Origin of the sequence: Microcoleus sp. CZ3-B2 (assembly GCF_036705055.1) — a bacterium.
In the GTDB taxonomy this organism is placed as follows: Bacteria; Cyanobacteriota; Cyanobacteriia; order Cyanobacteriales; family Microcoleaceae; genus Microcoleus.
The window spans coordinates 1-21,564 of the sequence record NZ_JAUBTN010000083.1 but is presented as its reverse complement, the minus strand read 5'-3'; the positions used below and the strand labels follow the sequence as shown (position 1 = coordinate 21,564).

Annotated in this window: 16 protein-coding genes; 13 read left to right on the top strand and 3 right to left on the bottom strand. The window is 46.5% G+C overall.

Annotated elements, in window-relative coordinates:
* Nucleotides 1-132: 132 nt before the first annotated feature.
* The gene (locus tag QUA97_RS25540; protein ID WP_194011360.1) at nt 133-459 is read right to left on the bottom strand and encodes a YbjQ family protein; all 327 of its coding nucleotides are present in this window, start codon (nt 457-459) and stop codon (nt 133-135) included.
* Between the two features lie 286 nt (nt 460-745).
* Here QUA97_RS25540 and QUA97_RS25535 point away from each other — a divergent pair, with 286 nt between their 5' ends.
* The 6 genes from QUA97_RS25535 to QUA97_RS25510 all read left to right on the top strand — a co-directional run bounded on the left by QUA97_RS25535 (nt 746) and on the right by QUA97_RS25510 (nt 7,326).
* Nucleotides 746-1,846 (top strand): tetratricopeptide repeat protein, encoded by a 1,101-nt coding sequence (locus QUA97_RS25535; RefSeq protein ID WP_194066631.1) that lies wholly within the window; start codon nt 746-748, stop codon nt 1,844-1,846.
* 576 nt (nt 1,847-2,422) lie between these two features.
* Nucleotides 2,423-3,205 (top strand): class I SAM-dependent methyltransferase, encoded by a 783-nt coding sequence (locus QUA97_RS25530; RefSeq protein WP_333196957.1) that lies wholly within the window; start codon nt 2,423-2,425, stop codon nt 3,203-3,205.
* Nucleotides 3,206-3,487: 282 nt separating this feature from the next.
* On the top strand, nt 3,488-5,179 hold the full coding sequence (gene crtO / locus QUA97_RS25525) for a beta-carotene ketolase CrtO (protein WP_194066633.1): 1,692 nt from the start codon (nt 3,488-3,490) through the stop codon (nt 5,177-5,179).
* Nucleotides 5,180-5,321: 142 nt separating this feature from the next.
* Complete coding sequence (locus QUA97_RS25520) at nt 5,322-5,639, top strand: DUF4258 domain-containing protein (protein ID WP_333196954.1); 318 nt, start codon at nt 5,322-5,324, stop codon at nt 5,637-5,639.
* Nucleotides 5,629-5,853, top strand: coding sequence for a YgiT-type zinc finger protein (locus QUA97_RS25515; RefSeq protein WP_333196952.1), 225 nt, complete (start codon nt 5,629-5,631; stop codon nt 5,851-5,853). The genes QUA97_RS25520 and QUA97_RS25515 overlap by 11 nt, the downstream gene beginning before the upstream one ends.
* Before the next feature lie 27 nt (nt 5,854-5,880).
* Nucleotides 5,881-7,326 carry a tetratricopeptide repeat protein gene (locus QUA97_RS25510; protein ID WP_333196950.1) on the top strand — a complete coding sequence of 482 codons (1,446 nt, stop codon included), beginning with the start codon at nt 5,881-5,883 and terminating at the stop codon, nt 7,324-7,326.
* 25 nt (nt 7,327-7,351) lie between these two features.
* Here the strand turns inward: QUA97_RS25510 and QUA97_RS25505 are convergent, their stop codons facing one another.
* Nucleotides 7,352-7,477 (bottom strand): hypothetical protein, encoded by a 126-nt coding sequence (locus tag QUA97_RS25505; RefSeq protein WP_255513389.1) that lies wholly within the window; start codon nt 7,475-7,477, stop codon nt 7,352-7,354.
* Nucleotides 7,478-7,628: 151 nt separating this feature from the next.
* On the opposite strand from QUA97_RS25505, the gene QUA97_RS25500 reads away from it, so the two are divergent.
* The 6 genes from QUA97_RS25500 (at nt 7,629) to cruG (ending at nt 15,885) form a co-directional block, all read left to right on the top strand.
* A complete protein-coding gene (locus QUA97_RS25500; protein ID WP_333196947.1) occupies nt 7,629-8,729 on the top strand; it encodes a saccharopine dehydrogenase family protein in 1,101 nt (366 codons plus the stop codon).
* Nucleotides 8,730-9,020: 291 nt separating this feature from the next.
* Nucleotides 9,021-9,500 (top strand): hypothetical protein, encoded by a 480-nt coding sequence (locus QUA97_RS25495; protein ID WP_228049828.1) that lies wholly within the window; start codon nt 9,021-9,023, stop codon nt 9,498-9,500.
* A 297-nt stretch (nt 9,501-9,797) separates the two neighbouring features.
* Nucleotides 9,798-10,319: a hypothetical protein gene (locus tag QUA97_RS25490; protein WP_194066638.1), complete on the top strand. Its 522-nt coding sequence runs from the start codon at nt 9,798-9,800 to the stop codon at nt 10,317-10,319.
* 807 nt (nt 10,320-11,126) lie between these two features.
* Complete coding sequence (locus QUA97_RS25485) at nt 11,127-12,452, top strand: hypothetical protein (RefSeq protein WP_228049832.1); 1,326 nt, start codon at nt 11,127-11,129, stop codon at nt 12,450-12,452.
* 507 nt (nt 12,453-12,959) lie between these two features.
* Complete coding sequence (gene cruF / locus QUA97_RS25480) at nt 12,960-13,898, top strand: gamma-carotene 1'-hydroxylase CruF (protein ID WP_194066640.1); 939 nt, start codon at nt 12,960-12,962, stop codon at nt 13,896-13,898.
* An 802-nt stretch (nt 13,899-14,700) separates the two neighbouring features.
* Nucleotides 14,701-15,885: a 2'-O-glycosyltransferase CruG gene (gene cruG / locus QUA97_RS25475; RefSeq protein WP_194071182.1), complete on the top strand. Its 1,185-nt coding sequence runs from the start codon at nt 14,701-14,703 to the stop codon at nt 15,883-15,885.
* Between the two features lie 150 nt (nt 15,886-16,035).
* On the opposite strand, the gene QUA97_RS25470 is transcribed toward cruG, so the two are convergent.
* Nucleotides 16,036-20,091 carry an FG-GAP-like repeat-containing protein gene (locus QUA97_RS25470; RefSeq protein WP_333196942.1) on the bottom strand — a complete coding sequence of 1,352 codons (4,056 nt, stop codon included), beginning with the start codon at nt 20,089-20,091 and terminating at the stop codon, nt 16,036-16,038.
* 275 nt (nt 20,092-20,366) lie between these two features.
* Here QUA97_RS25470 and QUA97_RS25465 point away from each other — a divergent pair, with 275 nt between their 5' ends.
* On the top strand, nt 20,367-21,434 hold the full coding sequence (locus QUA97_RS25465) for a TIGR03032 family protein (RefSeq protein WP_194071184.1): 1,068 nt from the start codon (nt 20,367-20,369) through the stop codon (nt 21,432-21,434).
* The last annotated feature ends 130 nt before the right edge of the window (nt 21,435-21,564 follow it).

Genomic DNA, 21,564 nt, shown 5'->3' with positions numbered 1-21,564 from the left:
GAGTAAGACAACTTCGGTTGCATCAGTCGGTGAAGCGTAAAGAATCCCCGTGCGTTTACGCCGGGGAGTATTTCAAGAATAACTATTTTATCCAGTTAAACAAAGTTCGCCGACGTATAGAGGAAAGGCTGCTTAACGCAATCTTACAGCCGTTCCGACGGCAGTAATCAGCAGCAGAGCTCCCGAAGAGTCTACATTAATCGTGCCAGTATCAACTTCCACCCCGATGACGGCATTAGCACCGAGACGCCCTGCCCGTTTTTCCAGTTCCGCGAGGGCATCTCGCTGTCCTTTGAGAAACACTTCCTCATAACTGCCGGTGCGCCCGCCGATGATGTCGCGAATCCCCGCGAAAAAATCTCGCAGGGCGTTGGTGCCGTAGACCACCTCAGCAGTTACAATTCCCAAGTAAGATTGAATTTCTGCTCCTTGGATGATATCAGTTGTTGTTACAATCATCAGTTGCCCTCAAGTGCGAAAATTTTGAGTGAGTCGAGTTCTGTAGATTTACTACATCTCGCCGTTCCAAGATTCCAGCCAAACCCTAAGCTGGAGCGTCGATTAAAGAATTGAAGAATTTTGGATTGACGCTCCAGCACCTTGAATCACCGGAGGTTGAACTAAACTCTAAAATTTTGGGATATACTCTGACGCTAGCGTCAGTGGTTTGTATCCGTTTCTTGCAGCTCAGCGCTAGCAAGCTGGCTGCAACTCGCTCTTTTATTCCACACATTCTTTGAAACAAATGGCCGTCCACAAACAAAGTCTCTTGGTATTAAGTACGCTGTTGGTAGCGGGATTCGCGATCGCAGCGCCGCAGGTAGCGCTATCAGCAGAAACATCTGTTCAAGTTCAACCTAAAAACGATTCAAATTTAGACGATCTGCTGCGACAAGGACGCGAGTTGGTAAATGCAGGAGATTACAGTAAGGCGATCGACGTTTATCAGCAAGCAGCGCGTTTAGATGCCGAAAACCCGCGCATTTTTTCCGGTATTGGCTATTTAGAAGCGCGTCAAGGCAACTATCAAGCCTCTGTAGAATTTTACCAACAGGCGATCGGTCTCGAACCCAAAAATGCTGATTTTCAATACGCCCTAGGATATGCTATGGCGAACCTACAAAACTATCCCGCAGCAGCCTCCGCTTACCGCCGCGCCACTGCGCTCGATCGCAAAAATGTCAACGCCCGCATCGGTCTGGGAGTGGTACTTTTTCAGCAAAAAGATTACAGCGGTTCATTTAAAGCATACCAAGAGGCGATCGCCCTCGATCCGAAAAATTGGCAAGCTTATTCTTCAATGGGTTTAGTATTGATCCAGCAGGGAAATTTTGCCAGTGCTGTCACCGTGCTCGAAGAAGCAGCCAAACTCGCTCCCAAACAGTCCAGCATCCAGTTAAAATTAGGTAGTGCTTTGCTGCGGAACGGCAACACTTCCGAAGGACTAGCAGCTTTTGAAGAAGCAGCCAAACTAGAGCCACGAAATCCCGAAGTGCAAGTAGAAATCGCCGAACTTCTCAGATCTCAAAACGACTTAGACGGAGCCGTGGTAGCTTATAAGCGGGCGATTGACGTGCGCCCGAATTTAGTTGAAGCATACGTGGCGATCGGGGAAATTCAAATCCAAAAACAAGATTTTGTAGGAGCGATTATCACTTTTAGGCGAGTGATCCAGATCGATCCAAACAGAGCAGAAGCTTATTACGATATGGGTCAAGCACTCAAAGCGCGCGATCGCACATCCGAAGCAATTCAAGCTTTCCAACAAGCTCTAGACACTTACCGCCAGCAAGGAAACAATGATGGCGCCCAAAAAGCCGAGGCTGCCCTCAATGAACTCAAATAATTAGTCAGTAGTCATTAGTCATTAGTCATTGGTCATTGGTCATTAGTCATTGGTCATTAGTCATTAGTCATTGGTCATTAGTCATTGGTCATTAGTCATTAGTCATTAGTTATTAGTCATTAGTCATTAGACAAGCTAGTTTTTAATCTCGCAAACTAACTTGTCATCCAATACGGTTTAGTTAAGACGATCCATGTGCTAAAATATTCTGAAAACCAAATAATACTGCGATTGCTTCGTTGCTCTATTAAGAGGATTTTAAGTAAACTGTATTGATTTATAATTAGGATCTAAAACTTAATAACTTAAACACCTCCTACAGTCCTCTATCCTGTAAGTTAGCAGATAAAAGGAGGCTCTTCCTCGCCTATCTGCATTACCAGACAGAGCGAAAGTATCGAGCAATTGCTTAAGTTATTAAATTTTCATTCCTTAGTCATTAGTTAAAATGTCTACTAACTACTGACAACTAACTACTGACAACTGCCAACTGCCAACTGCCAACTGACAACTAACTACTGACAACTGCCAACTGCCAACTGCCAACTGACAACTGCCAACTGCCAACTGCCAACTATGAATTCAAATGATTCTAAACCTGCGCTATACGAGATGAATCCGCTAGGTCGATTTTCCGATCGCGCCGCCGATTATGTCAAATACCGCCCGACTTATCCAGCCGCTGCGATTGAGGCGATTTTAGATGGACTTGGGGAATCTTCGCAATTAACAGCAGCCGATATCGGTGCAGGTACGGGGATTTCTTCGCGTCATTTAGCAGAAAGAGGTGTTCGAGTATTAGCGATCGAGCCTAATGCCGAAATGAGACAAGCGGCTGCACCTCACGAGCGGGTAGAGTTTAGAGAAGGAACTTCTGAAGCTACTAATTTGCCCGACTCATCCCTCGATTTAGTCTCGTGTTTCCAGTCTTTTCATTGGTTTAATCCTGTTTTAAGCTTACCAGAATTTCGGCGAATTCTCAAGCCGTCGGGAAGGTTGGCTGTAGTTTGGAATTTGCGCGATCGCGCGGATGCGCTGACACTAGGTTACACTCAAATTGTTAAAAGCGCTTCTAACAGCCATCCTGCCGAAAAGCGAGCTCGCGCGATCGAGCCATTGCTTGCGAGTCCAGATTTTAGTGACGTGCGCGCGATCGAATTTGCTCACAGACAAAATGTAGATTTAGCAGGTTTGATCGGGCGGGCCAAAAGCGCGTCGTACATTCCCCACTCCGGGCCTCACTTGCAGAAAATCATCTCGGATTTAACCGAGCTTTATCAAGCTCACTGCGGCGATCGAGGCTTTGTTTCATTAGTTTACAAAACAAGAGTTTATTTGGGAAATCGTACTGATAATTAATTTTTTGTGTGACGCAAGTAAATTCCAAAATCTGTGGTATGATGCAGGGGCTAGTTGGCAGGAGCGATCGAAGGTTCAACAATTGACAGTTGAAAGCAAACAATTGATCGGTCAATTCAAGAAACAAGCAGGCGATCGCACGACAGCATTTAATAAAACCTCCATCTTTTGTAAGATACTAAAACTAATCTCTGAAGATGAATCTATTTCTATTGATAGAGACTGCCAACTTGTTAACATTTGTAAAATCAAACAAAATATCCTATCCCCAGAGCTTCATTTATGCAAACCTATGATGTAATTATCATCGGAGCGGGTCACAACGGACTTGTCTGTGCCTCTTATCTCCTCAAAGCCGGATATACAGTCCTTTTGTTAGAAAAACGTTCGGTTCCCGGCGGCGCGGCGACTACCGAAGCTGCGATTCCCGAATTACCCGATTTTAAATTCAATTTGTGCGCGATCGACCACGAATTTATCCATCTAGGGCCAGTCGTAGAAGAATTAGAACTGGAAAAATACGGTTTAGAATATCTTTACTGCGATCCAGTCGTTTTTTGTCCGCATCCAGACGGCAAATATTTCTTAGCACACACTTCCGTCGAAAAAACTTGTGCAGAAATTGCCCGCTACAACGAGCGCGACGCGAAAAAATATGCCGAATATACAGATTTTTGGCAGCGCGCTTTAAGTGCAATGATCCCGATGTTCAATGCGCCACCAAAATCTATTATAGATATTGCCGGCAACTACGATATTGCCAAACTCAAAGACTTATTTTCAGTCATCGGTTCCCCCGACAAAACGCTGGACTTTATTCGCACGATGATTACCAGCGCTGAGGACATTCTCAACGAGTGGTTTGATGAGGAATTTCTGAAAGCACCCTTAGCGAGACTCGCTTCAGAATTGGGCGCGCCTCCTTCGCAAAAAACCATTGCGATCGGTGCAATTATGATGGCCATGCGCCACAATCCCGGCATGGCGAGGCCTCGCGGGGGAACGGGTGCATTGGTGCAAGCGCTCGTCAATTTAGTCAAAACCTATGCGGGTGTTATACTTACCGACCAGCACGTTGAGAAAATATTAGTTGATAATGGCCGCGCGGTGGGAGTTCGAGTTGCAGGCGGCACCGAATATCGAGCTACTAAAGGCGTCATTTCTAATATTGATGCTAAGCGTCTGTTTCTGCACTTAATGGATGACAGCGATGTTGATGCTGCTGACCCGAATTTGCGGGAAAGATTGGAGCGCAAAATTGTCAATAACAACGAGACAATTCTGAAAATTGATTTAGCTCTCAATGAAGTACCTAAATTCGATCGCTGGAATCACCGAGATGAATATTTAATGGGTTCTGTTTTAATTGCTGACTCGGTGAAACACGTGGAAATTGCTCATACTCAGCCTGCGATCGGCAAAATCCCCGATTCCGATCCGTCGATGTATGTCGTGTTTCCTACCGTAAGAGACCCGTCGATGGCTCCTCCCGGACACCATACGGCTTGGATTGAATTTTTTGCTCCTTACCAAATCGAAAATGCTGAGGGAACCGGTCAGCACGGTACGGGTTGGACGGATGAGCTGAAAAACAAAGTTGCCGATCGCTGCATTGACAAATTAGCAGAATACGCGCCGAATATCAAGAATTCAATTATCGGCCGCCGCGTGGAAAGTCCGGCCGAATTGGGAGAGCGTTTGGGGGCGCTGAAGGGGAATTATTACCACGTTGACATGACGCTGGATCAGATGATATTTTTCCGTCCTTTACCGGAGTTGGCCAATTACAAAACGCCGATCGACGGTTTGTTTTTAACTGGTGCGGGTACGCACCCTGGCGGCTCGATTTCGGGGATGCCGGGACGCAATACGGCTCGCGTCTTCATGCACTCGCAGCAGCCGATCGCGCAAACTTTGGCGGATGCGGCTAATTCTTTGAAATCGACGGCTAAGTCGGTGTTTCGGAGTAATTAGAAGCTAAGGGGGCGGGCATTCCCCGCCCTTATTGATTGACTGTTTTTGGTAAGCTTAGTTGAAAAATAGGGTGATTTTATGTATAATTAAATGTTAAGTTTTAGATCAAAAGGAAATCCGTAAGCTGTTATGCACCCTGGTAATGATTGAAGAAATCCGCAATAAAATTGTTCAAAGCCAGTTTGAGTTCTCACAGCACGCTCTCAATCAAAGCATCATCCGCCAGATCGCGGTGCAAGAACTGCGCGACGCTATTTCAAGCGGTGAAGTTATCGAAGATTATCCAGACGACAAATATGGTCCAAGCTGCCTGATACTGGGTTTTACCCTAGCAGCTCGACCTTTGCACATCCAGTGTAGTTATCCATCCCGCCCTTTGATAAAAATTATTACCCTATACGAACCGAGCGCTGAACTGTGGATGAATTTCAAAGTTAGGAGAACTCAAAATGAGCAATAAAGTCTGGAAAGAAACCATGATTGAACAAAGAGTTAACTATACTCTTGAAATGGATGGAAATTTTATCATTATTGAAAATGTGCCAGCCCGATTGTGTGTAGAAACAGGAGAGCGTTTTTTCTCACCAGAAACTGTAGAGCGACTACAGCAAATCATCTGGAAAGGAAAACAGCCAAGTCGCACGCTGGAAGTCCCTATTTATGACTTTGTATAGTTAGCAAATCGAGAGGAAGTGCAGGTAATGTCATCCCAACTTTTAAAAGATCGTTTTCAGGCTCTGGAGTTGGTTGAAATCGCCGACAATCATCTAAAGTTGGGACAAATCGAGCAAGCTCAAGAAAATTTTGCGAGAGCTTTTCAGATAGCCCAAACATTCCCGAATGACATTCCTAAAGCTTTGCCTCAATGCTCAGTTTCTGTAAGAGAGCAAGTGTTAAATGCGTTCATCCGCAGCTATGCTCAAGTAGAAAACTACGGTTCTGCTGTTCTGGTGGCACGAGGCATAGAAGATGAGGATTTTCAAGCTTGTGCGTTAAGTGCGATCGCGTCTCAAGTTGCAGCATCTGGACAAGCTGACTCGGCTCTCAGTATTGCCCAAACAATAGAAAGTAACTATTATAAAGCTATGGCTTTGATTTCTATTTCTCGCAGCTACGGTAACACAGAACAAACGAGCAAAGCTGCTGAGGTATTGACTCAAATCATCAGAATTGCTTGGGTCATCAAAAACGATCCATATCCAGCTTGGATGTTAACTCATCTCTCCTACTATGTCCAGGAAAATTTAGGACAGCTAGATACAGCTTTTGAGATTGCCCAACTGGTAGAAAATGACCGTGACAAAGCCTGGATTTTAAATCGGCTCGCCAGAAAATATGCTAAAATAGGGCAATTCGATCGAGCCATCCAGATTGCTGAAATAATAATAGACAATGAGGAAAAAGAATTAGCTCTAGCTTGGATCGCTGATGAATATGCAAAAGCCGGACAATCGGATGCAGCCTTGAAAATTGTTGCAACCATAGATAATGATTGGAAAAACTCACCCTTAATTCAAATTGTCAAAAATTATGTCGCATCCGGACAATTTGAACAGGCCAAGGAAATTGCAGGAATGATAAAAGATCCAGATGATGAGGATGAGAATGATTGGAAATGGGAGGCAATGAGCGATATAGCTGGCGGTTATGCTAAAGCGGGGCAATTTGACAAAGCACTTGAATTTGCAGAAAATTTAGAGAACGAATATCACAAAGACGAAGCGTTATGGGCAATTGCTTACCGCTATGCTGAACTAGGACAATTTGAGTCGATTATTAAAATGGCTCCAGCTTCTATTTCTGCCGGTGACGATCCATTAGCGGTAATCGCGGAATTGATGGTCTCCCAAGAATTAGAATGCGATCGAATTATAGCAATTACTAAAACCTTAGAGAACGAATTTGACCAAAGAGCGTTGTTAAGGTCGATTATTTATCAATATGCAAATACCGAAAATAATTCAGATAAAATTATCAAATTTGCTCGCTCTGCAACTGATGAATCAATCAAATATGTCGCATTGGAGAATCTGGCTAAAAGCTACGTGGAAGCAAAAGATTACGATCGAGTTTTGGAAATTGCTAAAAGCATAGGGCTAGAAAAAGTGAGAGTTACCTCTTGGAAATATATTATTCCTCCGAGCTGATAAAGTTAGTGATTTTCCAGAATAATTATTGCGAGATAATTTCTTCAGCATGATGACGCATCAAGGGAAAACGAAGGGCGATCGAACTTAACACCTTCTCTAAATCGGGAGCATTTTTTGCCAAACTTGGAGCTGGTTCGCGCTCTTTCAAAACTGGCTGACACTCACAGGCACCGGCCCCTACCAACTGTCACTGTCAACTATCAACGATCGACTGTTTATCAAAAATTCATCCTTTGTGCAGATGGAAAATATGACTCAAACAATGAGAAAATAATATTAGCGTTACCCTATTTTTAGCGATGACAAACCGAGTTTTGATTGTCGGCGGGCGGGGCCGAATTGGCAGCAGCGTTGCTCAAGACCTTGTTACCCACACCGACGCAGAAATTACTATTACCGGACGCGACCCTAATGGCTCTCTTCCACCAAAGTTGCCGCCGGATCGATCGCGCTATTTAGCTTTAGATTTAGCAGACAGCGCCGCTTTGCAACAAGCTGTTTCATCCTCTAACCTCGTCGTTCACTGTGCCGGGCCATTTCACTACCGAGATGCTAGCGTATTGAAAACTTGCATCGAAGCTGGTGTTAATTATGCTGATGTCAGCGACAGCCGCAGTTTTACTCGCAGAGCTTTAGAATTGCGCGAAACAGCTAAGAATACTGGGGTGACAGCGATTATTAACACGGGAATTTTTCCGGGAGTTTCTAATAGCATGGTACGCCGAGATATCGAGAAATTAGATACAGCCGAACAGGTGCATTTGAGTTACGTTGTCGGTGGTTCTGGCGGTGCTGGTGTCACGGTGATGCGGACTACTTTCTTAGGTTTACAAACTCCTTTTGAGGCTTTGATTGATGGCAAAATGCAGCAGATTAAGCCATACACCGATCGCGAAACGATAGAATTTCCCGCACCCTACGGCAAAACAGGCGTTTACTGGTTCGATATGCCGGAAGCAATTACTTTGCCCGAAACTTTCCCAGTAAAAACAGTTGTTACTAAATTCGGCACGTCTCCAGACCTTTACAATCACCTGACTTGGTTTGTTGCCAAATACTGGCCCGATAGCTGGCTGAAAAATTCTTCGGTGATTGAGTTTTTGTCCTATGTCAGCTACGGGATGACTGCTGTTAGCAATAATTTTAGCGGTGTGGGTGTGGCTGTGCGATCGCAAGTGACCGGCCTCAAAAACGGTAAACCGGCTAAAGTTCGATCGACAGCGCTACACCCAAATGCTGCTACAGCTACGGGTATCGGTACTGGCAGCATCGCTCAATTGATGTTAGAAGGCAAACTGGCAAAACCTGGCGTTTGGTCGGTGGAACAAGCTCTTTCTACCGAACTATTTGAAAGAGCTATGCAGAGTCGAAACCTCAACATAGAGCAGGTGTGTGTGTAGTTTGTTCGGGTTTTGAGGGCAATTTTAGATGTGTGGTGAACGGGCTTTTTTTGACGAACCGCGAAGACGCAAAGAACGCAGTACGCGAAGCGGCGCGTAAGCGCTAGGAAGAGGAGAGAAGAGTGAGGGTTTGCAATAATAATTGTAGGATAACCGCTAGATTGAGTGTTTTGCCCAATTGCGGGCCCTCACACTAGATGAGTTTTGCTTGTTTAACTAATCTATCTTTTGGTAGAAGTAATTGTAGCAAGCAGGAGTTTAAGATATTGCACATCACCAGAAATAGCCCTTTTGGATCGATCGACACACGGTAGCTGCAACAAAGATTGCACTTTAACCAAGGTTTTGGACGCGCGATCGCCCGATCGGGACAACAAACACCATAGTTTTTGCGAAAAAATACCAGGAGATGTCGATATGAAGCGGGTTTTAAAAGCTCTCGGGCAAACATTGAGTCAAAGCATTTTGCTGATCTGTACGCTGGCTTTCATTGGTTTAGCAGGTATGGCGCTAGCACCCAATCAGCCGGCTTACGCAGCAGGTCAATACAGCAGTCAGGCGCAGCAGTCAGGTAAAATTACTGACCCTGCAGAAAAATTTGAGGATCTCAATCCCCAAGCAGCTTACGAAGATCTCGTCAACACAGCTCAAAATCCTGCAAAGGTCGAGAAGGTTTATGATGAAAGTCTAAAGGAATACAACGAAGAGCACCCGCAAGAAAACATTGTTCAAAAAGCTGAAGAGCTGATCGAAAAGGTCACGGGTCAATAATAAATTAACAATTTTCTATCTAATTCAAGTTGCTGGTAAATACGGAGCTTTGGTGAGAACACAATAGATCGTCGTTCTTAACTCGCTTGAACCTAACGACCTAGGGTGTGCTGTCGCGCACCCTAGGTTGTTTTAGTAACTTGTTAAACGACTTAGTTCTTCCGTCCAAACCAGTTTTTTAGTGGCGCTGACCAGGCTTTTTAAGCTAGCAGATTCATCCCAAAGGAAGATGAATAAATAGAAGTTTAAAAGGTAGATTTAATCATAGATTCAGTTAAATAAAAGGAAAAAAATATCATGAGCAACGATAAAGAAACAGTGAAGGGAACAGATGCTAACCTAGACCCGATTTCTGGGGAAACAGGAGCTCATCCAGTGGGAACCGGTATCGGTGCCGCGAGTGCGGGTGCTGCGGGTGCTGCGATCGGCGGTGCGATCGGCGGGCCTGTGGGCGCAGTTGTGGGCGCAGTTGTGGGCGCATTTGGTGGCGGTTTGGCGGGTAAAGGTGTCGCAGAGTCGATCGACCCTACAGTAGAAGATACTTACTGGCAAAACAACTACAGCACCCGTTCTTACGCGGACACGAACGCTACTTACGACGACTATCAACCTGCATACCGCACTGGCTACGAGGGTTACAGCCGTTACGGCGGTACTGGTAAAAGCTATAGCGACATCGAAAACGATTTGCAGCGCGACTACGAAACAAATCGCGGTAAGTCGAACCTACAGTGGGAAAAGGCTAAGCACGCCACGCGCGACGCTTGGGATCGGGTGGAACGCGCTGTTCCCGGCGACATTGACAAAGACGGCCGCTAACACAATCGATTTTAGATTTTAGATTTTAGATTTGGGATTTGAGATTGACTTGCAGCGCAGTGAATCTGGAATCTTGAACTAGAATCTAAAATTTTGGGAGATTTACTGAGGAGCGTCGGGGGCGCGGTATCCGTTTTTTGCGAGTCAGCAACTATTTTTCAGTCTTAGATGCACCTAAACTCGATCGCTCCAGGTTTTTCAACTGATAAAAACCGGGTTTTTGAACCAGAGATACAGATTGTGATACTAGATTTTCGGTTCTATTCCCGGTTTTTGCCACAGGTGCAAGATAACATTGAAATTAAAAACTATTTTCAACGCGAGTTTAGCAAATTTATAGGGGATTTTTAGCTGCTCTCTAGAGCGGGAGGGGTATTTTTATGCTGCGTTGAAATCCCATTTGTCAGCAAAATTTTTCCAGGGCGGGTTTTCCGACTGGGATGGCCCAAAAAAATATTAACAGCAGAGTTGGAAATTGGCGCTTTTTTGTTGACTATTAGCCATAAAATTAAACTAATTCAGGACTCATATCGTATTCGGATCGATTGACAAATCTAAGATTCGTTCGTAGTGTGGACTTTAGTCCGCTCCTAAAGTTCGTAGTGCGGGCTTTAGTCCGCTCCCAGAGTTGGTACTCTTGTACGCAATTCAACGAATCGTTTTGTGATGGCAATCGATCGGACACGATACCAGGCATCGATCGCATATTTCTGCGATTTTTCGCAATCTGGGCGATTGTTCGCAATCGAGTCCCATAATTGTTAATCTAAATCCTCTCATTCAAAATCGGTATTACTTGTGGATGAAATGTTGGAAAAAGCTTGGACGCTCAAGCAAAATTTAATTGACTTTGTGATGGATGCTGAAGGAGATTTAGCAGTAGCTTTGGAAGCTTTTGCAGCAGCTAGATCGACTGGCGAACGCTATGATATTGCTCAGCAAAATCAAGTGATTGACAGTTTTACCGTTGAAGGTAAAGTCGGAGATAAAACGCCGATCGACATTTTTATCGAAAGTCAGCCGGATTTAACCCAGAGCGAGCTCGGTTTGCTAGAAAGTTGGCAGCACAGAAGCTTCCCTGCGTTGTTTGAGATTACTCAAATTTCCCCCGACAGCTTGGAACTGATGAACTGGCTGACGGCAAAGCACTACGCTGTCAAGCCCAACAGCGCTAATTTCCTCGAACAAATGTCTCGCTTAAAGTTAGGAGAAATCTTGCGGGCTCGGATTGCGCCCCTCACCGATGACTGGTGGATACTCTCGGGCCCTGCGATTGGGATGGGGAAATTGGGCAAGCCGAAGTTGGCTGTGGCGATCGGCAATTTCAAGCAAAATTACAAAAATAACCTGTACAGCGACGCGCCGGAACTGTTAGAACAAGCTTGGAAGTCGGTAGAAAAGTACGATGAAGATTTTACCGAATTTTTTGGCAGCGATGAAGTGACGCTATCGGGATATCACCTGAATAAAAAGTTGGCTGAATTTCAGGAAGTAATCACTAAAAAACACCTAGCTGAGATCGGCGTTGATGAAACTAAATCTCTGGCGGATATGGTTGAAGATGCTGGAGTCGATCGAGAAGAGGTCAAAGCCGCGGCCATCGCAGCAGCAGGCGCGGATGCTAAAGCCGTTGAGGTAATGCTCGACAGCAATGCTAGTTCAAAAATGGTAACGCCGAAAGTCGAATTGCCCGATCGCTTCAAAAAAGCCGAAAAGGTGACAGCACTTTCTCATCCTCGCTGGGGGCAAACTTTTTTGTCTACCTACGCTCAATTTACCGAAATGCTGGCAGCAGAGGACTTTTCAACCATTCCAGGTTACGAAAAGTTGGTTCGCAGCTATCTTGAAGATGCTGCAATTAATGCCTGGATTTGGCAGCGGTTAGCGAAAGTTAATCCAGCGAAATTAGAACAAATTTTGCAAACTGTGTTGCAGCGGACTGATTTTGCGATCGAGACTGATTTAGATTCTTTACTGCAAGAGTTTAAAAAACCCTTAGAACCAGAACTCCCGGAAATTGCCAGCGTTCCCCTGCACCTGAACAACTTATTTCAGCAAGCTTTAGGCGAAGTTAACAAGTCAAAGTCCAAACCGCAGGACAAAAAGAAAAGCTCTAAGGGTTTTAAATCCTGACCCACATCTGGCACTAATGCCAAAAATTTGGAGGGGCGGCTTTACCAATAATCCCTTCGGGAAAACCAGAAATTCAAATATTATGGTTGATGACCATAATAAAAACTGATCTGTGCCGAATGCAAGTCTTGGGCATGAGGGCGGACGGTCGTCCGCACTACGAACCTTATTTATTGTTGTCGATCGACCTGACATGATTTGACAGGCCGCGGGCGGGACGATCGCACAGCAGCATTTGGCAAAATTCTGGATCGTCGGGGAAAGCCAACTCCTAGCTGCCATTGACTTCGCTGGCGATCGCTCTGCGGTTGACCGGGCTGGGTTCCCAGTTGCTGATTTTTAATTGGGCTGGGGATTCTGTATAATCGGGTTCGCGATTGGGGCGATCGCAGTGTATTCAGAAAATTCTGATTTTCCCAGTTTGTCTTGGTTTTTTGTTAAAGATGTTAAAGATTTGTAAACTGTTAGGGGATGCTTTCTGCATCTAATATTTTTTCGAGGAGTCCCATGAAGCAACTTTTGATGGCTGAGCGCTTTTGCTTGATAGCCCACGTCGTGTCAATGGCTTTTGGATTGGCAGGGCTGCTGCTGATTGTACCCAATCCTGAATTAGTGATGAGTTTACCGCCCGCCGGACAAACTCTGTTCCAATGGGGGATGGCTGGGGGTGGAGTAGTTTATATCATTTTTGGTGCAGCAGCGGTTGCTATCTATGCCTATCGGACGTTGGGGTTGGGTGCAACTCTGGCATTTTTGGTGCCTTCTGTGTTTTTGTCCTTAAGTAGCGAGTTGTTGGGAACGAGTACGGGTTTTCCCTTCGGAAACTATCACTACTTGAGCGGTTTGGGCTACAAAATTGCAGGGCTAGTTCCGTTTACAATTCCGCTGTCGTGGTTTTATCTCGGACTGGTTTCCTATATAATTGCTCGCGCTGGAGTCGGTGGCGGTAAAGGCAAACTCAACTGGGTGGGCCAAATCGGGGCGATCGCCCTTGGTTCTTTGCTGCTAACAGCTTGGGATTTTGTACTAGATCCGGCGATGAGTCAAACTTCAGTACCTTTTTGGGAGTTTGAAGAACTTGGGGCTTTCTTCGGGATGCCTTACCGCAACTTGGCGGGCTGGATGGGTACGGGAGCGCTATTTATGTCAGTAGCAGCTTTCTTGTGGAGAAAAACGTCGATTAAATTAGATCGATCGGAAATGGGTTTGCCGTTAATTGTTTATTTGGTAAACTTTGCTTTTGGAGCAATTATCACTGTAACTTCCTTGGATTCTCGGTTTTGGTTCCCGACATCCTTAGCTGTGCTTCTGGGTGTAGTTCCGGCGATCGTCTTAAGCTGGCTGGCGAAACCCGCAGCAGATGACTTAACAGAAGCAATTCCGTCTTTGGAATCTGCTCTGAAAGCTGAAATTCCTTCTCAGCGCGTCGGTGCTTTGCATAAGTAAGCGGCCCCCGTGTAATCGCGGCTGATTTGACAAAATTTTACACGAAATTTTGAGCGAATTTAAAAACCCGGTTTCTACAAGAAACCGGGTTTTTTCAGCTAGAGATTAGCAGTAAGCTGTTGCTCATATAGATTGTGTATGGCGATTGAGGGTCCGATGGGGATCAGGGGAGAGGGGGAGAGAATTTGACGATTTTTGATTGTCATCAAAATATACAATGTTTATTTGCACAACAGCTTAGGGCGCGTCAGAAAAAGTAATTCTCAAGTCTCATATCCTGTCCGGTTTACCATAATAAAAACCTTTTGTAAGTAGAAAGGCGTAAATATTTGTAGTTGGGATGAGGCAGGAGTCAGGAGACAGAATGCAGGAGGGATTGGGGTTTGAGCCTCATTTATCTTTCTTAACACAGTTGTGTTTTTCCCCACCGACTTACTTAGTGCGGACTAATTTGATTGCTGTCGCTCCCCCGGACACTCTCTAAACTCCTAATTAATACCATTTCTCTAAAATCATGCAATACTCTTTGACCCCCCCGCTGCATTGCGGGGGGGACAAGAATACTGTTGCATTATTTTTTGAAATTGGTATTAATTCGCTTTACACCATTTATTCCAAGCGTGCGTCTATTGGGAAATTGTGAATTTTTTCCGACAATTTTCGCTAATGCACCCTACTGTACTGTAAGATGCTTAAAGCTAAAATTTGATTAAATTTTTCAAATTAATACCGCCCACAATTCGCAATTCCGAATTCTTCAATTTAAAATCTAAAATCTAAAATCCATAAGATCGCCCCTAATATGCCAAATCTCTTGACAAGCATCCTACCTGTCGCCATCCTGCTGCTGCAATTACCCGCCGCCGTCCTTTTAATGTCGCGGTTAATTAAAGGCCCGTCGCGCATTCCGCCCCTGGAACCGGAATCGCCGACGCTGGACTTGTTAGGGGCTTGTACTGCGGTGGTGCCGACTTTGAACGAGGCCGATCGAATTTCGCCTTGTTTGGAAGGATTAACTCGCCAAAGTTACGAGCTCCGAGAGGCGATCGTAGTTGACAGCTATTCGGTAGATGGAACGGGAGATTTAGTCAAGGCTGCGGCCGAAAAAGACCCCCGGTTTCGGTTGATTAACGACGATCCGCTGCCGGCGGGCTGGGTGGGGCGGCCCTGGGCGCTGAATTGGGGTTTTTTGGCAAGTTCCCAGAAGTGCGAGTGGATTTTGGGGATAGATGCGGATACTGTGCCGCATCGGGGTTTGATTGCGAGTTTACTCAAAACGGCGGCTGCTGGAAATTACGATTTGATTTCGCTGTCGCCGCAGTTTATCCTCAAGTATCCGGGGGAGTTGTGGCTGCAGCCTGCGCTGTTAATGACTTTGGTTTATCGGTTCGGGCCGACGGGGACTGGCGGGGATGTGCCGGAACGGGTGATGGCAAACGGTCAGTGTTTCCTCTGTAAGCGCGAGGTTTTGGTGGCTTTAGGGGGCTATGAGGTGGCAAAAGGTTCTTTTTGCGATGATGTGACTCTGGCTCGCTATGCGGCTGCTAAGGGCTTTAAGGTGGGTTTTTTGGATGGGGCGAAGGTGTTGCAGGTGCGGATGTATGAGGGGGCGATCGAGACTTGGAATGAGTGGGGGCGATCGCTCGATTTGAAAGATGCTGCTTCTAGCGGTGAAATTTGGGGCGATTTGTGGCTGTTGTTGGCGGTTCAAGGTTTGCCGGTGCCGATCGTCCTGTGGTATTTGTTGTCTGGTTCAGTGCCTGCTGTGGGGGCGTTTCCGCAGTTTTGGCTGTGGGGATTGAATGTATTTTTGGTGGCGGTGCGATCGGCTTTGTGTTTGGCGATCGCCCCAAGCTACGATACAACTCAGGCCTCTGGTAAATGGCTGTTTTGGCTGTCACCTTTAGCAGATCCGCTGGCGTTTTTGCGAATTCTAATTTCTGCTTTTAATCAGCCTACTCAGTGGCGCGGCCGCAAGTATGAATAGTCATTAAAATTCGGAATTATTACTAGCTGAAATGAGGAGACGGCAGTGCCGTTTACCAACACCAGATTAAATGTAGGGAAACGGCACTGCCGTCTCCTTCTTATGTACTGCCGTGTCCTGACTGTGGGTAATATGAATTCCCCATCAATCTTACAAGAAAGAGCTACTATTAAGAGCCGTTGGATTCAGATTATAAACCACTCCCAAGTAGTCATTCCCAGATTTGATCGCCGTTGATAATACAGCAGTTGCACCATCTAAAATGACATTAACTGACTCAAAAGTTAATTGACTAAAAGTGACATCAATTAACTTGATTTTATCCTCGGAAGTGAAGTCAGTAATCACATCGGCTTGAGATACTTCCGTAGCCGTATCTTGCAATACAAAGATATCATTCCCTGCGCCACCTGTGAGGATATCCAAACCGGAATCGCCATTCAGGAGATCGTTACCCGCACCGCCTGATAAGATATCATCTTGCTTACCACCGCGCAGGGTATCATCGCCATCACCACCTAGCAGGATATCGTTATCATTATTCCCGCTAAGAAAATCGTTGCCAGTACCGCCATCGATCGAATCTGAACCTTTGCCGCCAAATAGTTGATCGTCACCACCTGCACCTACTAGAGTATCTTCTCCTTGATTCCCAAAATAGGTGTTTGGGAAGTCTAATCCCTTCAAGGAATCGTTGCCGGAAAGGGCAAATACGCTTAAGCCTAATGCTGCTGCTGGGAAGCTGGTATCGTTGCCATCTGTTAGCAGGTAAACATCTCCTAATCGGGTGTTTTCTGGTAAACCCGATCGCACATTACTTGATACCGATGGTTTTGGCATTGCGATCGCAATTTGTACTTCCCCTGTCGGTGTCGGTGTCGGCGTCGGTGTCGGTGTCGGTGTCGGTGTTGGTGTTGGTGTAGGAGTTGTGACTGGGGGTATTGGTGTTGTGACTACAGGTGTTGGTGTTGTGACTGCGGGTGTTGGTGTTGTGACTACAGGTGTTGGTGTTGTGACTACAGGTGTTGGTGTTGTGACTACAGGTGTTGGTGTTGTGACTACAGGTGTTGGTGTTGTGACTACAGGTGTTGGTGTTGGAGTTACAGGGTTATTACCACCAGTCAAAATTTGTTCATCTAACGCCGTACCCGTGTTTTCTGCAACTAGAGAATCGAGGGGTTTTTGACCTGCACCAAATGCTTTAAAGTCTTGAGTTGTTTCACCCAAAGCAATTTTTTGGATTGCTGCTACTTGTTTTTGCAGTTGTGTCAGATCGGTATTAGTCGCGATCGCCTCTACAATACGTTGATTAGATGCTGCGATTACCTCGGCTAGTGCTGGTGCCGCTACTAATATCTCTTGGCTGTTAAAATTAGAATCGATCGCCTTTACCCGATCGCCCACTTGGACGATTAAATCCGCCACTTGTTCGGGTTTGGTGAAATCTAAGGTTCCTGTTAGGATGCGATCGGCGATCGTACTAATTATTTGCTTGACAGCATCACCCATAGTCAGATTGCTTGCACCTTCAATTAATCCCGCTGTTTGAGTAATCGAGTTTTGGGCTACCAGCATCGTAGTTAATACCGCTTTACCACCCGGTTGTTGCCCTAGGGTAGCGGCGATCGGATCGACATAATTAATCGGGATATCGCTGGGAATACCGAAAGCATTGGTGACTTTGGCATTGGCTTCGTTGACGCTTAAATTGCGATCGGCTAATTCAGCTACAATGCTAGTCAGTAAAGTAATTACTTCTGCATCCGGTGTGGCTTTGAGCGGAGTTTCTAGGGGTAAACCCGTACCGATGTCGGTGCCGCCAAAAGCAACTAAATTACCTTCACTTGCATCAAGTTTGCCGTTATTATTAGTGTCAAAAGTGTCCGAAGTAATATCAAAACTAAATGCGCCGTTACCGTCTGTTGTGCCTTTGGGTTCGTTCGGATCGGCGATGCCATTTTTGTTAGCATCAAAGAAGACATTCGCGCCGGCAATATAGTCGTCAATTACAAAACCACCAAAAGTAGAACTCTTGAAGCGGATTATTTCGCTAACATTGGCACCAGACGAATCCGTTCCTATTATCTTCATCCAGTAGTCAAATTTCTGCGGGCGAGTCTCGCCGATCTCAATTTTGCGAGTTGCGGAATTGAAAGTTAACCATGAGGGGAGAGGAATCTCAGGAAAACTTAACTCATTTACTGGCTGACGATAGCGACCGCCACTCCGATCGGTTTTCCATGTAAACGCCGACGAATTCAACGCCTTGAAATCTGCTAGGGCGATCGAATAATTAATGCTGTCGCCCGGATCGGGGTCAGTATCGGTGTTTGCAGCCAAGGTAAACACATTGCCAGTTTGAGAAAAACCTAGTGCTCCACTTTGCGAAAAGGCAGAAAGATTTACAACTGGGGGGTTGTTCTTATTCGTTGGCGTTACTGGTGTTGGTGTGGGAGTTACTGGCGTTGGTGTGGGAGTTACTGGCGTTGGTGTGGGAGTTACTGGCGTTGGCGTGTTGAGCAGGATGGAGGCTGTGTTACTGCGGTAGTTCGCCACAGCTAAGTCAGGTTTCCCGTCGCCGTTGAAGTCGCCGATGCTCATGGATTCGGGGCCGTCGCCAGCAGCGAATTCATCGCCAATAGCGAAGGTGACGAAGGTGGCTCCTGTGGTGGTGGTGTTGAGCAGTATGGAGGCGGTGTCGCTCCGGCCGTTCGCCACAGCTAAGTCAGGTTTCCCGTCGCCGTTGATGTCGCCGATGCTGACGCTGTTGGGCTCATCGATGAGCCCGAATCCATCGCCAGTAGGGAAAGTGACTTGGGGGGCGAAAGAGGGGGTGGTGGCGACCGTGGTGGTGGTATTGAGCAGGATGGAGGCACTGTCGCTGTTGAAGTTCGCCACAGCTAAGTCAGGTTTCCCGTCGCCGTTGATGTCGCCGATGCTGACGCTGTTGGGACGATCGCCAGTAGGGAAAGTGACTTGGGGGGCGAAAGAGGGGGTGGTGGCGACCGTGGTGGTGGTATTGAGCAGGATGGAGGCACTGTCGCTGTTGAAGTTCGCCACAGCTAAGTCAGGTTTCCCGTCGCCGTTGATGTCGCCGATGCTGACGCTGTTGGGACGATCGCCAGTAGGGAAAGTGACTTGGGGGGCGAAGGTGGGGGTGGTGGCTCCCGTGGTGGTGGTGTTGAGCAGTATGGAGGCGGTGTCGCTGTAAAAGTTCGTCACAGCTAAGTCAGGTTTCCCGTCGCCGTTGATGTCGCCGATGCTGACGGATATGGGGCCATCGCCAGTAGGGAAAGTGACTTGGGGGGCGAAGGTGGGGGTGGTGGCTCCCGTGGTGGTGGTGTTGAGCAGGATGGAGGCGGTGTCGCTCCGGCGGTTCGCCACAGCTAAGTCAGGTTTCCCGTCGCCGTTGATGTCGCCGATGCTGACGGATTCGGGAAGATCGCCAGTAGCGAAGGTGACGAAGGTGGCGAAAGTGAGGGTGGTGGCGCCGATGGGGGTGGTGTTGAGCAGGATGGAGGCGGTGTTGCTCCGGCGGTTCGCGGTTGCTAAGTCAGGTTTGCCGTCGCCGTTGATGTCGCCGATGCTGACGGAGACGGGGCCATTGCCAGTTGGGAAGTCTACCTTGGGAGCGAAGCTGAGCACGCCGCTGTAGGTTTTGAGGGTGGTTTCTGTCAGAGCAAGTTTGGGCTTTTGGGGCGATGGGGGGATGAGTTGCGGAATGTCCCAGGTGCCGCCTAGTTCGCTGTTACCTGTAGGTTGGGAGTTAGCCGCGATGTTTGCGCCTGTGAGTTGGTTCAGTTGAGTCAGGAATTGGTGCCCCGATTTTTCGGCTGCTACGTTACAGCCATACAAGATGATGCTGGCGTTGGCTGTGAAACAGTTTCGCCACTGTTGCAACTGTTGGGTGTAGTGTTCGATGTTGCTGCTGTTGAGTTCTGTCGTGCCTAAGTAAATCTTGCCGGGGCTACCGTGGGTGATGATGTGGAGGGTTTCGATGCCTTGATGCCGATCGAGGATTGTGGTGATTTGCTCTATGGCATCAGGCTGGTTTTCCAGGATGTAGGTGGCTGTGTCTGGTTTGATGCCTTGGGCTATGTAGTTGCTGTCTGGTACTGTGGGGTCAAGGATGACGATCGAGCTTGGCTGGTTGCTCATGCAAGCAACAAAGGGATTTTTTTTGTTAAGTTGAGTTAGGGTTTTCATCTGTTTTTGCTTTAGGTAGAATTACTGGTTTTTGAGCTGCTAAAAGCGATCGCCCGATTTGATTTGCGATGGCGGTATTTCTATCTGGTAGCGGATGACCCCCTAAACTTTTAATTGCTAGGAGCTTAGCAGGGTTCGATCGTACTGTCAGTGGTTGAGCTTCTCCTTTACAAAACCTTTATATTTATCGGGTTATTTTAAACAAATTATAAAAAGTCGAAGTCGGGGCGAGTTTATGAGATTATTGATTTTAGGCAATTACACTCAGTGATGCTATGAATAATGACGATCGCACAAATTTCACTACAGTACAAGAACACGAGATTTTTGGCGATCGCGATTTGCCATCTTGGTTAACTCAACAACAAATCAGCCTCGCTTGCACCACCTATCAAACCAGCAGGTTAATGTTAATAGGTGCTGTGCCAGAAACGAACAGAATCTCGGCTTTTTGGCGAATATTCGATCGCGCTATGGGGCTTTACTGCACGCCGGAACGCCTTTATCTCAGCTCAAAATATCAACTCTGGCAATTAGATAATGTCTTAGAATCCGGGAAATTATACCAAGGATACGATAAATTATATATACCAAGAATTGGTTATACTACAGGAGATATCGACATTCACGATATCGCTGTCGATAAAAACAATCAAATCATTTTTATTAGCACTTTATTTAATTGTATCGCTACTTTGAGCGATCGCCACAGTTGCAAACCTCTGTGGAAACCGCCGTTTATCTCACAATACATCAACGAAGACCGCTGTCACCTCAACGGTTTGGCGATGGTGGAGGGGGAGGCGAAATATGTGACGGCTTCGAGTCAGTCGGATGTGGTGGATGGCTGGCGCGATCGCCGAAAAAATGGCGGTATAGTTATTGATATTGAATCTAATGATATTATCGTCACAGGATTGTCGATGCCGCATTCACCGCGGTGGTATCAAGACAAGTTGTGGTTGCTGAATTCGGGGAGAGGAGAATTCGGTTATGTGGATTTAGACACAGGGAAATTTGAGGCCATTACGTTTTGTCCGGGATATGTCCGAGGGCTAGCATTTTGGCAAAATTGGGCAATTGTTGGACTCTCGAAACCTCGGGGAGGTGACAACACTTTTAGCGGTTTGGAATTGGATGATTTGTTGGTAGCCAAGGATGCTGAGCCTCGCTGTGGTATGATGGCGATCGATTTGACTGCTGGGGCGATCGTTCATTGGTTGCGGTTTGAAGGAATTGTCACGGAACTGTATGATGTCCAGGTGATTCCGGGGGTACAAAAGCCGATGGCTTTGGGTTTTCAAACTGATGAAATTGCTCAGTTAATTACTTTAGAATTGTAAACCGCAGATGCGGGCGGATGGACGCGGATAATTGTTAATTTGGATGTACGCAGAGGGGAAGAAACTGTAACTAAATTCTTAGACATCTATTGACATCCTTCCCGGATTGGGCAAGAATAATGGTGTAGTC

Coding starts and splice junctions, on each gene's coding strand:
- QUA97_RS25540 (WP_194011360.1), bottom strand. CDS start 459: ATGATTGTAACAACAACTGATATCATCCAAGGAGCAGAAATTCAATCT.
- QUA97_RS25535 (WP_194066631.1), top strand. CDS start 746: ATGGCCGTCCACAAACAAAGTCTCTTGGTATTAAGTACGCTGTTGGTA.
- QUA97_RS25530 (WP_333196957.1), top strand. CDS start 2,423: ATGAATTCAAATGATTCTAAACCTGCGCTATACGAGATGAATCCGCTA.
- crtO (WP_194066633.1), top strand. CDS start 3,488: ATGCAAACCTATGATGTAATTATCATCGGAGCGGGTCACAACGGACTT.
- QUA97_RS25520 (WP_333196954.1), top strand. CDS start 5,322: ATGATTGAAGAAATCCGCAATAAAATTGTTCAAAGCCAGTTTGAGTTC.
- QUA97_RS25515 (WP_333196952.1), top strand. CDS start 5,629: ATGAGCAATAAAGTCTGGAAAGAAACCATGATTGAACAAAGAGTTAAC.
- QUA97_RS25510 (WP_333196950.1), top strand. CDS start 5,881: ATGTCATCCCAACTTTTAAAAGATCGTTTTCAGGCTCTGGAGTTGGTT.
- QUA97_RS25500 (WP_333196947.1), top strand. CDS start 7,629: ATGACAAACCGAGTTTTGATTGTCGGCGGGCGGGGCCGAATTGGCAGC.
- QUA97_RS25490 (WP_194066638.1), top strand. CDS start 9,798: ATGAGCAACGATAAAGAAACAGTGAAGGGAACAGATGCTAACCTAGAC.
- QUA97_RS25485 (WP_228049832.1), top strand. CDS start 11,127: ATGTTGGAAAAAGCTTGGACGCTCAAGCAAAATTTAATTGACTTTGTG.
- cruF (WP_194066640.1), top strand. CDS start 12,960: ATGAAGCAACTTTTGATGGCTGAGCGCTTTTGCTTGATAGCCCACGTC.
- cruG (WP_194071182.1), top strand. CDS start 14,701: ATGCCAAATCTCTTGACAAGCATCCTACCTGTCGCCATCCTGCTGCTG.
- QUA97_RS25470 (WP_333196942.1), bottom strand. CDS start 20,091: ATGAAAACCCTAACTCAACTTAACAAAAAAAATCCCTTTGTTGCTTGC.
- QUA97_RS25465 (WP_194071184.1), top strand. CDS start 20,367: ATGAATAATGACGATCGCACAAATTTCACTACAGTACAAGAACACGAG.